Origin of the sequence: Streptomyces sp. NPDC005566 (genome assembly GCF_040605575.1) — a bacterium.
GTDB lineage: Bacteria > Actinomycetota > Actinomycetes > Streptomycetales > Streptomycetaceae > Streptomyces.
The window spans coordinates 54770-68271 of the sequence record NZ_JBEXDB010000005.1; the positions used below are offsets into that span (position 1 = coordinate 54770).

Here is a 13502-nt window from a genome sequence, read left to right on the forward strand (position 1 = left end):
GTGCCAACAGCGTGAAGAGAGCGACATCCGGGGCCCACGGGGCTGCAATGGCGCATAAAAGGCCCGGTCAGGTGGCCAGAGCCTCTTCGAGTGAGGCATGGACGGTGAAGACCGCCTCTGCCCCGGTGATCTCGAAGACGCGTGCCACCACGGGCAGCATTCCGGCCAGGTGGACCCCGCCTCCGGCCGCTTCGGCCTTCAGACGGGCACCGAGCAGCACGTTGAGCCCCGTGGAGTCGCAGAACTCGAGCCTCGAGCAGTCGACCACCAGGCGCACGCGCCCTTGCTCGACCGCGCTCTCCAGGGGTTCACGCAGCAGATCTGCGGTGTGGTGATCGAGCTCACCCACCGGCGTCACAACCTCGCTGCGGCCGTCCGTCCGGACGTCGACCTCGAGTCGACCCCGGTTCGCACTGCCGACCGTCCCGCGGTCCATGCCGTCCCTCTTCGCCGTCCGTCACTGTCCGCGTCACCAGGAACGCGGTTGTCTGCGCGGCTGCCGCCGACGTGCGTAAAACATTACGCGTTTCCCTCGCCACACGGTAGTCGGAGACCTCAACAAACCGGACATACAGGCGCATTTGGAGCTTGTCACTCGTGGTTGGAACCGGGTAAGGGTAGGAGGGACAGCGAAACCCAAAAAATCGATCGGCTTCGGAGGCGCCGCTTCACCGCAGGAACACGTATGGGCATCGGCAGCCATATGCCGAGAACGATGGAGGAGAACCATGTCACCCCGGCTCGACGTACCGCGTACCCACAACGCCACGTCGACATGTCCTCAGGGACCGACCGATTCCGACTCCCCCGCCGCGACCGCCGTACCCGGCCCGCGCACCAGCAGCACCTCCCCCCACGACGACAACGACCTTCTGAGCGAGGGCCACGAGGAACTCCCCGAGATCCCGCCCTTCGCCGAAGTCGGCGCCCTGGACGCCCGAGCACTGTCGAAGACACTCTTCGCACGGCTCGAATCCCTCGAAGAGGGAACCCACGAATACGCGTACGTCCGCAACACCCTCGTCGAACTCAACCTCGCACTGGTCAAGTTCGCGGCTTCCCGGTTCCGCTCGCGCAGCGAACCCATGGAGGACATCGTCCAGGTCGGCACCATCGGCCTGATCAAGGCGATCGACCGCTTCGAACTCAGCCGCGGCGTCGAGTTCCCGACGTTCGCGATGCCCACCATCGTCGGTGAGATCAAGCGCTTCTTCCGTGACACCAGCTGGTCCGTGCGCGTCCCGCGCCGCCTGCAGGAGCTGCGCCTCGACCTCGCCAAGGCGGGCGACGAACTGTCCCAGAAACTGGACCGCGCACCCACCGTGGCGGAGCTCGCCGAACGCCTCGGCATCACCCGCGACGAGGTCGTCGAGGGCATGGCCGCGAGCAACGCGTACACCGCGAGCTCGCTGGACGCCAAGCCCGAGGACGACGACAACGAGGGCGCGCTCGCGGACCGCATCGGCTACGAGGACCACGGCCTCGAAGGCATCGAGTACGTCGAGTCCCTGAAGCCGCTCATCGCCTCGCTCCCGACGCGCGACCGCACGATCCTCTCGCTGCGGTTCGTCGCCAACATGACGCAGTCGGAGATCGGCGAGGAGCTCGGCATCTCGCAGATGCACGTGTCCCGGCTGCTCTCACGGACTCTGGTCAAGCTCAGGAAGGGCCTGACACTGGAGGAATGATCCGGTGGTCCACGGACCCCCGAGACGTCATTGCGGAAGGACCTGTCCCGGCAACGGGCAGGTCCTTCCGCATTGTTGACGAAGTGCCACGGACTGGGCCACATTGGACACTTGGGTTCTGGGGGGAACACATGGCTGATGGGGAGAGCGGTCCGGCAGCCCACGCCGCGGCCGAAGCGGCGATGCGTGCCCGGATCGGCCGCGAATGCCTCTACGTACCGTCGTGCAGGCTGGGCCTCTACGTGGCGCTCCGCCACTGGTGCGAGCCCGGCGGCAGGGTCCTGATGTCTCCCGTCAACGACGACGTCATCCTCTTCGTCGTCCTCGCCGCGGGCCTGCGCCCCGTCCAGGCCCCGCTGTCCGCCACGGACGGTTCCATCGACGTGGACGCCGTACCCGACTCCGTGTGGAACGGACTCTCGGCGGTCCTCACCACCAACCTGTACGGACACCCCGACCCCGCCCCGGGGCTGCGCGCGCGCTGCGACCGGCTCGGCATCCCGCTGATCGAGGACGCCGCGCACGCCATCGGCAGCGAGACGGACGGAAAGCCGGTCGGCACCTTCGGCGACGCGGCCGTCTTCAGCCTCTCCAAGCACGTCGGCGCCAAGGCCGGGGGCTTCCTCGCCCTCGCCGACCCGGGGCTGCGCGCCCCGCTGGAGCAGGCCCGCGACGCGCTCCTCGACCCCGCCGCGCTCACCGCCGAACTCACCTACGCCGTGAGGCCGTACGCGGAGGCGGCGGTACGCGGACTGCGGCTCGCCCCCGCTGCCTGGTGGGCTCTGCGGCTCCTCGGGCTCCAGGAGCGCGAGGAGATCCGGATGCCCCTGCGGCCCGCCGAACTCGAGCAGGCCCTCGGCACCACGCCCTCCCTGACCGGCTTCCACTCCTGGGTGCGCGTCGACATGCACGACTACCGGGTCGCCCCGGGCCGATTACGGCTGCGGCGCATCGAACGCCTGCTCGCCGGCCTCGACGAGCGGCTCACCGCACACCGGGCCGGGACGGAGCACCTCCTCGCCACCCGCTGGGCGGCGCCGCACCCTGCCGACACCCCCGTTCAGCCGCTGTTCCGGGTGCCGCTGCTGGTGGCCGACCGGGACGCGGCCGTAGCCGCCCTCGCCCGGCACCGGATCACCGTCGGCTACCTCTACGACCCGCCGCTCGACACCTACGCCGGGGAGAAGTTCACCGACCCCTCCGTCCACCCCGCCAACGCTGCCTGGTTCGCCCGGCACGCCCTGCCCGTCGACCCCCTGCGCGCCGGCCGGGTCATCGATGTCCTCACCGCGGCAGGCATCGCGCCCGCGAGAGAGCTGCCCGGTGGCTGACACCACCAGAGTCGGCCCGCCGCCGACCGGAGGCGCCGACGCGGCGGACCCACCCGTACCGGCACAACAGGACGGCGCGAGCGGCGACTCGATGTTCCGCAACGCCTACGCCCTGATGCTCTCCACCGGGGTCTCCGCCGCCCTCGGCCTCGGCTTCTGGCTGGTCGCCGCCCGCTACTACACCGAGGAGGCCGTCGGCCAGGGCTCCGCCGCCATCGCCGCGATGCGCCTCCTCGCCTCGGTCACCGCCACGACGATGATCGGCGCCGTGGTGCGGTACGTGCCCCGGGCCGGACGCGCCACCGCGTCCCTGGTCGCGCGCACCTATCTGGCCAGCTCCGTCGTCGTCACCCTCGCCTGCGTGGTCTTCCTCCTCACGCTGGACCTGTGGGGGGACTCGTACGCCCCGCTGGGCACGCTCTCCGCCGGGCTCGTGTTCACCGGGTCGTGTGTCGCCTGGGCGATTCTGACCCTCCAGGACGGGGTTCTGACCGGGCTGCGCAAGGCCTTCTGGGTGCCTGTCGGCAACGCCGTGTTCTCCATCGGCAAACTGCTGATGCTCGCGGCCTTCGCCACCGCCCTGCCCGTCCTCGGTGTGTTCGTGTCCTGGGCCGCGGCCATCGCCCTGTCCGTGCTGCCTCTCGGCTGGCTGATCTTCAGGCGGCTGATCCCGCACCAGGCCGGGGCCGACCGGGACCGCGAGCCGCCCCGGCTCGGCGAGATCGGCAGATTCCTGGCCGGGGACTCGGTCGGCGCCCTCTTCAGTCTCGCCATGATCAATCTGCTGCCCGTGATGGTCGCGGTCCGCTTCGACGCCGCGCACAACGGCTTCTTCTACATCGCGTACACCGTCGGCGGCACCATGGAGTTCATGGCCATCAACATGGCCTCCTCGCTCACCGCCCACGCCTCCCACAGCCCCGGCCACCTGACCGAGGGCGTGCGGGGAGCGCTGCGCCGGATGGCGCTGCTGCTGGTTCCCGTCGTCCTCGTGCTGGTCGTGTTCGCCCCGCAGATACTCGCCCCGTTCGGCCACGACTACGCCGACCACGGCACGCTCGTCCTGCGGCTGCTGGCCGCCGCCGCGCTCCCCCGGGTCCTGGTCGAGCTGTACATCGGCGTGCTGCGGGTGCAGGGCCGCACCGGCGCCCTGGCCGTTCTCCAGGGCGCGATGTGCGCGGCGGTGCTGGGCAGTGCGGCCCTGCTGCTGGGTCCGCTGGGGATCGCGGGGGCGGGCTGGGCGATGCTCCTGAGCATGACGGCGGTGGCGTCCGCGTCCGCCCTGGGACTGCGCGCCGCACTGACGGGACGGCCCGTCCTCGGGCTCGGGCGGCGGCCGAGCGCCGCGGAGGACGACTATTTCGGGACGAGTTGGGCCCGCACGGCGCATCGGCGCACCCGGGAGCGGCGGGCCGAGGAGTACGGGGCGGACTGGACCGTGGACACGGTGTACCTGCGCGGCGCCCACGACACGGTGACGCCCGCCTTCGGCATTCCGGTCCTCGTCCGCGACGGCTCACCGTCTGCCACGGACCGGGCGGCCGGCGAGTCCCGGCCGGCAGGCGCACTGTGGCTGCTGCTGGGGCTCGCCGCCGGGCTGTTCTGGGTGCCGCTGACGCGGGGCGCGCAGGCCGGCCACCACCGGCTGACCGGTACCGAGCTGATCCGTGCGCTGCCTCCGGTCACCGTGACCGCGGGAGTGCTCATGATCGTCGTCTGCAGCGGGGCCGTCGCGCTCCAGCGTTTCCGGCCCGGGCTGATCGGGTCTGCGCTGCTGGTGACCGTGGCGGCCCTGCACTCGGCCCCGCCGCTCCTCGGTGTCCGGCCCCCCGCCGCCTCGTGGGAGCCGCACGGGACGCTCGCCCGATTCCTGGCCGAGGTCGCCGGACTGGACTCCCCCGCCGCGGTACTCCTGGGGCTGCCGCTCGCGCTGCAGGTGCTCTGCCTGGGGCTCGTCGCCGTACTGCTGCGGTCCGTGGGCGTGCCCCGGCGGGCCGTTGCCGCCCTGGTGTGGGCGCTCGCGGTGGCCGGGTGGGCGGCCCAGGACGCCTTCGCCGCTGCCGGACTGCCCGTGTTCTGCGGGCTGTTCGCGGCAACGGCGGTGGCCCGCACCGTCCGCGGCCGGATCAGCGGCCGGGGACCGGCTGCTTGAAGTAGTCGTCCTGGCCTGCCGTGCGGTAACCCTCCAGCCCCGGACCGTCGTTGACGGTGAGGTCGCAGCCCTCGCCCGGCACCGCACGGTTCCAGTGCACCAGCGCTCTGGCCCCCTTCATCGTCCGTACGACCTCGGGAATCTCCTCGTACCACTCGCGCTGGCGGTCCGCGTCGGCCGGATCCGGGACGGTGGCGAACTCGGCGAGCATGACCGGTTTCTCCGCGCTGATGTGCGTGCGCAGCCAGTCGTAGGTGGGCCGCTGGCTGCGGTCGAAGTCCTTCCAGTCCGTGGTGTCGTGGCAGGTGAAGTAGTTGTACTGGTCCATGCCGATCCAGTCGACGTAGTCGTCCCCCGGATAGAGCTGTTCGAAGAGCTCTCCCGACTGCAGGAAGCCGGAGACCGTCCACACCCACACCACGTTGTCCACACCCAGCTCCTCGAACCGGTCGTGGAGGTGCCGGTAGGCGGCGACGTACTCCGCCGGGGTCCCCGCGTCGCCGACCCGGGCGTCGACCTCCTGGTCGAAGGAGAAGAACACCCGCTTCCCGTACGCCTTGATGCGACGCGCCTGGGGGTCGATGATCTCGCGGTCGTACGCCCCCGAGGCGACCTTCGCCCAACCGAGCTGGTCCTCGGTGTAGTTCGCATGGCGGGGCTCACGCCACACCGTGGACTCCCAGGCGAGCATCAGCATCCGGTCCCGGCCGAGGATCTGCTCGTCGGGGGTGAGGAGCTGTCCGTCGAGCTCGTTGTTCGACATGTCGTGGTAGGTGTACAGGAGATCGAGCTTCCGGCCGATCTTCTTCTCGAACGCGTACACCGCGTCCTTGAGCGACCCGTTCCCCGCGTGCGGGACGTAGGCGCCCCACCAGGCTCCGCACGGCGGTACGAGGGTGGCGGACGGGGCGCACGCACCACCGGTCACCTCGCCGGTGGCGGCATCGGCGGGCAGGTCGTTCGCGGACGGTACGGCAGGGTCCTCGTCACCGGACGAAGGCGTACCGAACCAGGCGACGAGTCCGGTCAGCAGCGCCGCCACGGAGACGAGGGCGAGCGCCAGGCAGGTGCGGGGCCGGTGCAGCCGCGATACGGAGACCGGCCCCGGCACGGGGCGTCCGGTCATCGGCGCTTCACGGGTTCGGCCCGCCCCCTCTCCGCGGCGCCCCGGGTGGCGGCGGGCAGCGGAAGACCGGGGCACACGGCCGCGACCGTGGTGAACGCGGCGAGCGCCACCAGGAACGCCGTCGCCGAGAACGCCTCGGCCAGGAACAACGACGTGGCCGTGAGAACGGCCGCCGAGAGGCCGAACGGCGCGGCCAGCGCCAGTGCTTCGAAGCGGGCCGCGGGGCGGAGCTTCCCCGACTGCGGGTACAGCAGGGCGAATCCGGGGCCGACGCAGACGAAGAGGAACACCGGTATCCAGCGCAGGGGCGAGCCGCCCGGCAGTGCGGTCGCGGCGAGCGCCACCCATCCGGAGAGCGCCACAGCGGCTCTGATCAGGGTCTGTGGCCTCGGTGCTGTCGATTGCCGGTTCTCGGACACGGTGGCGGCCTTCCTCGTCTAGGGCCCGGTGTACTGCAGGACGACGCCGTGCTCGGTGCGCTCGACCACCCGGAAGAGCGGCGACGCGGTGAGGTCCCTGGTCAGCCGGGCGAAGCCGCCGGGCGGCAGCAGCCCCTCACCGGCGGTGTAGATGTCCTGGGTGTGCGTGAGGATGACGAACGCGGTGGCGCCGGGCGGCATCCGGGTCGAGAGGTAGCGGGCGGGGTCCTTGAGCATCGCGACGTTCTCGGGTAGCTCCTGCTCGGCGAAGAACCAGTGCTCCAGCTGGTCGTAGCGGTGCAGTGCCCGCGGGAAGGAGCCGGTGGTGGCCAGGATCAGGGCCCCGTCGGGGGCCCGGTCGATGGCGCGGGTGACGAGCGCCGTCTCGTCGGGCGGTGTGTAGTTCATCTGCTCCTTGCCGTAGTACGACGGCATGAAGCCCACCAGCAGGGCGACCAGGGACAGGGGCAGCGCGACCGCGCAGATCCTCCGTACGGCGGGCCGGACCCGGTGCACCCCGCTGCCCCCGGCCGCCGGTACGAGCGCCGCGGCTGCGAAGAACGCGGCGCCGGGCAGCGCGAACAGGTAGACCCGGAAGAGCATTTCGCCGCCGTAGTCGTTGACGACGAAGAGCGGTACGGGGGCGAGGGAGGCCAGCAGCAGCGGCAGCGCACTGTGCACCAGGCGGCGGCGCATGAGCAGCGCCGTCCCCGCAAGGGCGGCCACGGCCAGCACCATCAGGATGTTGGCCCGCCCGGCCAGTTCCGGCCCGGCCCCGGTCAGCTGACCCGCGTACCCGGCTCGGGAGTTCTGGGTCAGCTCGCCCAGCGAGTCGCGCAGGGTGCCCAGCGTCTCGGTGAACAGGGGGCGGCCCATCGTGAGGTCCCAGGCAAGCATGAGCAGACCGGCCACGGCGAGCAGCCCGGGGTTGCGGTAGCGGCGGGTGAGGTTGAGGGCGAGCAAGGTGACGCAGAGCATCACCGGGGTCAGCTGGTGCACCGCGTTGACGGCGGCGATCACCGGCACCAGGACCATCACGCAGATCGCGCGCTGCCGGGTGCCGGTGGGCGGCGGGACGACGGCGGCGGCCGGGTCGAGGTAAGCGCGGGAGCGCAGCCTCCCGGCCGAACCGGGACGCACGAAGTGCCGTACGACGACGGCGAACACGGCGAGGTGGAGCAGGAGGGCGAATCCCTGGGGGGCGAGGTAGTCCTGGCCCACCCAGTTGGCGAGCTGGAAGATCCAGACGGCCGTCCAGATCAGCCGCCAGTCCTCGCTGAAGGTGCGGTAGATCAGGATCAGCACCGGCATCATCAGCAGACCGAGGACGATGGGTGCCCAGTTGAGGTACGTGGTGGCACTGTCGACCCCGAAGGCGCGGACGAGCCCGCCGTTGAGGGTGAAGAAGCCCGGCCACTGGTCGTAGGCCGACATGTTGCCGGAGAGGCCCTCGTTCGGGCGCAGTTCCCCGTTGGCCAGCAGATGGTCGATGACGGCGTCGTGCTTGGAGGCCCACGGGTAGCGCTCGGAGTCGTACAGCACCGCGGGGACGCCCTTGAGAGCCATCAGCAGACCGGCGCAGTGGAGAGCCGGCCACCAGGGCGCCGTACCCGCACGGCGCAGGCTGACCAGGAAGCCCGCGGTCAGGACGAGCAGGGAGAGGTAGTAGGTGACCGGCAGCCGGTCCAGCAGCCCGTACTCGCCCATCGAGCGGAATCCGATGTGCGGCAGGGCCTGGATCCAGAGTGCGGCTGCCAGGAGCAACGGCAGCCAGGTGAGCAGCAACTGAGGTCTCAGGACGCCCGGGACACTTCTGCGGGACGGTTCACGGGGCGTGGTGCCGGACGGACCGGCCGGGGGCGGCGTGGAGGAGCCGCTGCTCCCTGCGGTGCCCCCTGCGACCGGCACAGGAACAGGCTGCTGCACAGTGCGACTCCCCCCACGGATGTGGTCGCGGCCGTCACGCCGCTGTCCCCTTAAGCGAAGTATAGGAATGTGCTTCGCCTTTGTACGGCTCTCGCTCGTTCCGGTGCCCGTCACTCCGCCCGTCCCGCCCGCCCGTCCGGGTTCGCCGGCGCGGCCTCACCCCGCGAACACCGGTCCCCGCACCGCCGCCCGGGCCCGTCGGTACCACCGCCAGCCGACGGTCGGCAGCGAATCGGGAAACGGCGCCACCGGAGCGCCACCGCCCGCCATCCACTCCTCGATGTCCCGCACCGTGTGCCCCCGCCGCAGGATCAGCCGTGCGATGCGGTACGGCTCGTCCCGCGCGGAGCTCAGCGCGTGCCGCACGGCCACCGCACTCTCGTACCCGGCGGCACGGGCGGCGCGGCGCACGGCCGCGCTGTTGTACCCGTGCGGATAGGCGAGATGGGTCACCTCGTGGCCCAGCACGTCCTCCAACGCCTTCTTGGAGTCGGTGAGCTCGCGCTTCAGAGCCGAACCGGTCAGCGTGTCCAGCTGGCAGTGGGTGACGGTGTGCCCGCCCACCTCCATGCCGTACTGCTCGAGCAGCGGCGCCTGCTCCAGGCTCATCATCGGACCGGGCGGCAGCAGACTGCGCCCGCCGGCCGCCAGCGCACCGGTGGTGAGGTACGCGGTGGAAGGCATCGACCGCCCGGCGAGCGCCTCGGCGGTGGGCCCGGGCAGATCCGCGAAACCGTCGTCGAAGGTGAGGACGACGGGGCGGTCCGGCAGCGGGCCCCGCCCCGCGAGATGGTCGACCAGCGCACTGATCGGGACGGCGGTGCGCCCGCTGGCGGCGATCGCGTCCAGCTGGGCCGCGAACGCGCGCGGCCCGACCGTGAACTCGGCGATCCACTGCGGGGGGTCGTCCATCACCGCGTGGTAGAGCAGCACGGGTATCCGGGACGCCCCGGAGCTGCCGGATCTGTGAGCGCTCATCTCCCCTCCCAGGGACGTGGTTCGCCGCGGACGGACAGCCGGGCGCGTACGTATCCGACCGGGCCGTACAGCAGGCCGCGCCGCTCCAGTCGGGACAGATGCCGGGGCCACGGGTAGGTGTACGCGCCGTGTTCGCCGGGAACACCCCGCCGGCCGGCCGCGTCCGTGGCGCGCGACGCCGTCATGGTGCGGGCGTGGGCGAGACCGCGCGGCAGCCGGGCGAGCAGGGCGGGCAGCAGCGCGGGGTGCCGGACCAGGAGTGCCGTGAGGCAGGCGGTGAGCCCGGCCCCGTACCCGTACGCCTGCCCGCACAGGTCCTCCCAGCGCTCCCGGTGGTGGTGCCAGACGATCGCGTCGGGTGTGTAGAGCAGGGGGTGGCCACCGGCGAGGATCCGTACGAAGGCGTAGAGGTCGTCGCCACCCCTGGCGGGGGTGCCGGTGCCGGTGGCGGGGTCGAAACCGCCGACGGCACGCAACGGTCCGGCGCGGAAAGCCATGTTGGCGCCGGACCCGAATCGTCCGGCGGTGAACGGGAAGAGCGGCTCGTCGGCCGGCGGGTGCGCGGGGTCGTAGCGGCGCCCGGCGAATCCCTTGGCGAAGCCGCCGTGGCTCTCCAGCAGGGTCTGGGCAGGGGTGTTCAGCCGCGCGGGCAGGATCAGGCCGGTGACACAGCCGAGCCGCGGGTCCGCGGCGAACGGCAGGGTGAGGGCGGTGAGCCAGTGCGGATCGGCGATGACGTCGTCGTCGGTGAAGGCGAGGACGTCCGCCTCGGCGGCGGCGATCCCCCGGTTGTGGGCGGCGGCCAGACCGGGCACGGGTTCCAGGACGTGGCGGACACCTCGGTGCGCGTACGCGGCCGCGACGAGATCGCGGGTGGCGGTCGTGGCGGGTGCGTTGTCGACGACGACGATCTCGAAGTCCGGGTGGTCCTGGGCCAGCAGCGAGTCGAGCGCGCGGGCGAGCTGCTCGGGGCGCTCCCGGGTCGCGACGACGACCGTGGCCCGGGGCGCGTCGGCCGGCAGGAACGCAGGGTGCGGCTCCGGCAGGTCGATCTCGTCGACTGCCTGTCCGGCGAGCACGGAGGCCGGGTCCTCGCCCGCCCGGATCCGGCCGACGACCGTGCCGACGGGGCGCCCGCGCAGCCGTACGAGCGCGAAGACCCGCTGGTCCTCTCCCTCGTGCGGGCCGTCCTTGAACGGCGGGCCGCCGGGGGCCGGGGCGATCCGTGCGCCCGTACCGTCCGGTGCTCCGAGCTCCAGCTCGGCCACGGCCACACCGGCGAGATGGCCGATGTCGGGTAATTGCGGTGCTGCTCCGGCTCGTTGTGTCCTGTACGGCATCCGGTCCCCTCCCCACGTCGTCGTGACGCCATGGCCGCCCGTCGTGAACTGGCCGTGCCGCAGTCGCCGCAACGTCTGCTGTGACGGCGCAACGGCCGTTACGGCTGCTTCGACGGTGTCGCCTGCTTCGGGTTGCGCAGACGGCCCGCCCGTTCGAGTCCGCGCTGGGCCACGCCCGCCAGCCGGGGCCTCTTGCGTACGAAGCTGTGCGCCCTGCGCGAGGGTTCACGGCCGAGCCACTGGAGGGCGGCGCCCGCACCCGGCCTCACCGAGGCACCCTCGTGGACCGTCAGCTCCCCGGTCTTCAGGGCGTCCTTGTACTCGGCCGCCCCGCGCCCCATGTCCAGCATCCCGATGCCGTCGTCCGCGGCTGCCCGCGCCATCCGCAGATGGAGAATCAGCCCGGGAGAATACTTCGCGAACTCGGGGTCGTACGACGGGAACCAGCACGAGAGCACGGTCCGCGAGCGCAGCCCGAAGTGGGCGGCCACCGGCCTCTCTCCCGCGTACAGGACCGAGAGCAGGCCCGAGCACCCCGGGGCCCGGGTGTGGAACAGGAACTCCACCAGGCCGCGGATCCACTTCTTCGCGAAGCGGTCGCGGCGGCCGGTCCTGCGGTACTGGGCGGACTTCCACTCCATCAGGGTCCGCAGCACCGCCGGATCCCGCTCGTCGAGGACGAACCGCACCTCACCGGCCTGCCGGCCTAGCTTGCGCTCCTTCGCCAGGGTGGTTCTCAGGAACTTCGGCGACCGGGAGCGCAGTTCCGTCTCGTAACTCCCGTAGCCGTCACCGACGTCGATGACGTACGAGGGGTACGAGCGGGCGGCGTCCGCCTCGAAGAGCTCCTGACCCGCCTCGAGGTTGTCGAACTCCCATGCGGAGATCCCGCAGGCCCGCAGCAGCGTCCTGGCGTCCAGCGGGAGACCTGGGCGCAGCACCGCACCCTGGAGGTCGGAGACACCGAGGCCGATCGCCCTGCCGTGGCCGCCGAACCGCCCCCGCTCGAAAGGGAAGTAGCCGGCCGTCCCCAGCTCCTCGTCGCTGATCACGGCCACCCGTGCACGCGGCCGGACGCGGCCGACGGCAAGGGTGAATTCCGGTTCCATGAACGGATGGGCCGGAGCACCGGACTTCGCCCGCAGCTCCCGCCAGGTCTCGATGTCCCCCACGCCCAGATCCCCGGGCCTGACCACACGTATGCGCCGACTGCTCACCAGACCCCCCGGTCTACCCCCTGAGCCACGCTGCCCAGAACGGTACCGGGCGCGGTCACTCCGCGGTAGGCACCCGCGACATCTTGTGACCGACCGGTGAAAATCGGCTCCTTCCGCTTTTCGGCCGTTACGCGGCCTGTTCCCCGCGCCGCCACACCCTGCTGACCAGCGGAACCCCGGGCCGGTAGGCGAGGTGGACGTGGCTCGGGGCGTCCAGGAGCACGAGGTCGGCGCGGGCGCCGGGCGTGATCCGGCCGATGTCGTCGCGGCGCAGCGCGGCGGCGCCGCCCGCGGTCGCGGACCAGAGCGCCTCATCGGGGGTCATGCCCATGTCCCGTACGGCGAGGGCGATGCAGAACGGCATCGAGGAGGTGAACGAGGAGCCCGGATTGCAGTCGGTGGAGAGCGCGACGGTGGCCCCCGCGCCGAGGAGGCGACGGGCGTCGGGCCAGGTCGCCCGGGTGGAGAACTCGGCACCGGGGAGCAGCGTGGCCACGGTGTCGCCCTGGCCGAGCGCGTCGAGGTCGGCGTCGGTGAGGTGGGTGCAGTGGTCGGCCGACGCGGCGTCGAGCTCGACGGCGAGCTGGACTCCGGGGCCGTGGCCGAGCTGGTTGGCGTGGACGCGGGGGTGCAGGCCCCTGGCCTTGCCCGCGGTGAGGACGGCGCGGGCCTGGTCCCCGTCGAAGGCGCCCTTCTCGCAGAAGACGTCGATCCAGCGGGCGTGCGGGGCGCAGGCGTCCAGCATCGGCCCGGTGACCAGGTCCACGTATCCGGCTGGGTCGTCGGCGTACTCGGGCCCCACGATGTGCGCGCCGAGGAAGGTGACTTCGTCCGTGTGGCGGGCGGCGATCCGCAGGGCGCGGGCCTCGTCCTCGACGGTGAGGCCGTAGCCGGACTTGGTCTCGAAGGTGGTGGTGCCCTGGCGCAGCGCCTCCGCGAGATAGCGCGCGACGTTGGCCGAGAGCTCGTCGTCGGAGGCGGCGCGGGTGGCGGAGACGGTCGTGCGGATACCGCCGGCGGAGTAGGGGAGGCCTGACATGCGGGCGTTGAACTCGTGGGTGCGGTCGCCCGCGAACACCAGGTGGGAGTGCGAGTCCACGAAGCCGGGGATCATGGCCCGGCCGCCCGCGTCGACGGCGTTGTCAGTGGCGGGTGCTTTGCTTGCTTCACCGGTCCAGACGATGCGGTCGCCCTCGATGACGACGGCCGCGTCCCGGATCAGGCCCAGGGGGGTCCCGTTTCCGAGGGAGGGGTCATTGGTGACCAGGCTGGCGATGTTGGTGACGGCGGTCGTCGTCATGTGGGGGGTGCTCTCCTCGTGTTCG

11 protein-coding genes are annotated in these 13502 nt (G+C 71.8%); 3 read left to right on the forward strand and 8 right to left on the reverse strand.

Annotation, left to right across the window (positions count from 1 at the left end; translation table 11 throughout):
* Positions 1–67 precede the first annotated feature (67 nt).
* The gene (locus ABZS61_RS09405) at positions 68–436 is read right to left on the reverse strand and encodes an STAS domain-containing protein (protein WP_356417572.1); all 369 of its coding nucleotides are present in this window, start codon (positions 434–436) and stop codon (positions 68–70) included.
* Between the two features lie 292 nt (positions 437–728).
* On the opposite strand from ABZS61_RS09405, the gene ABZS61_RS09410 reads away from it, so the two are divergent.
* The 3 genes from ABZS61_RS09410 to ABZS61_RS09420 all read left to right on the forward strand — a co-directional run bounded on the left by ABZS61_RS09410 (position 729) and on the right by ABZS61_RS09420 (position 5171).
* Positions 729–1688: an RNA polymerase sigma factor SigF gene (locus ABZS61_RS09410; RefSeq protein WP_356417573.1), complete on the forward strand. Its 960-nt coding sequence runs from the start codon at positions 729–731 to the stop codon at positions 1686–1688.
* A 182-nt stretch (positions 1689–1870) separates the two neighbouring features.
* Complete coding sequence (locus ABZS61_RS09415) at positions 1871–3019, forward strand: DegT/DnrJ/EryC1/StrS family aminotransferase (protein WP_356417832.1); 1149 nt, start codon at positions 1871–1873, stop codon at positions 3017–3019.
* Positions 3012–5171, forward strand: a complete 2160-nt coding sequence (locus ABZS61_RS09420; RefSeq protein ID WP_356417574.1) for a lipopolysaccharide biosynthesis protein — start codon at positions 3012–3014, stop codon at positions 5169–5171. Before ABZS61_RS09415 ends, ABZS61_RS09420 begins: the two co-directional genes overlap by 8 nt.
* Here the strand turns inward: ABZS61_RS09420 and ABZS61_RS09425 are convergent.
* From ABZS61_RS09425 to hutI, 7 genes are all read right to left on the reverse strand, one after another.
* Complete coding sequence (locus tag ABZS61_RS09425; protein WP_356417575.1) at positions 5146–6297, reverse strand: glycosyl hydrolase; 1152 nt, start codon at positions 6295–6297, stop codon at positions 5146–5148. The two genes, ABZS61_RS09420 and ABZS61_RS09425, sit on opposite strands and share 26 nt — an antisense overlap.
* Positions 6294–6716, reverse strand: a complete 423-nt coding sequence (locus tag ABZS61_RS09430) for a hypothetical protein (protein ID WP_356417576.1) — start codon at positions 6714–6716, stop codon at positions 6294–6296. Before ABZS61_RS09430 ends, ABZS61_RS09425 begins: the two co-directional genes overlap by 4 nt.
* 18 nt (positions 6717–6734) lie before the next feature.
* Positions 6735–8624, reverse strand: coding sequence for a hypothetical protein (locus ABZS61_RS09435; protein WP_356417577.1), 1890 nt, complete (start codon positions 8622–8624; stop codon positions 6735–6737).
* Positions 8625–8798: 174 nt separating this feature from the next.
* Entirely contained in the window at positions 8799–9620 is an 822-nt protein-coding gene (locus tag ABZS61_RS09440; RefSeq protein WP_356417578.1) for a polysaccharide deacetylase family protein, read from the reverse strand.
* Positions 9617–10960, reverse strand: coding sequence for a glycosyltransferase family 2 protein (locus tag ABZS61_RS09445; protein WP_356417579.1), 1344 nt, complete (start codon positions 10958–10960; stop codon positions 9617–9619). The genes ABZS61_RS09440 and ABZS61_RS09445 overlap by 4 nt, the downstream gene beginning before the upstream one ends.
* A gap of 98 nt (positions 10961–11058) precedes the next feature.
* Positions 11059–12177 carry a GNAT family N-acetyltransferase gene (locus tag ABZS61_RS09450; protein ID WP_356417580.1) on the reverse strand — a complete coding sequence of 373 codons (1119 nt, stop codon included), beginning with the start codon at positions 12175–12177 and terminating at the stop codon, positions 11059–11061.
* A 127-nt stretch (positions 12178–12304) separates the two neighbouring features.
* Positions 12305–13477 (reverse strand): imidazolonepropionase, encoded by a 1173-nt coding sequence (gene hutI / locus ABZS61_RS09455; protein ID WP_356417581.1) that lies wholly within the window; start codon positions 13475–13477, stop codon positions 12305–12307.
* Positions 13478–13502: the final 25 nt, after the last annotated feature.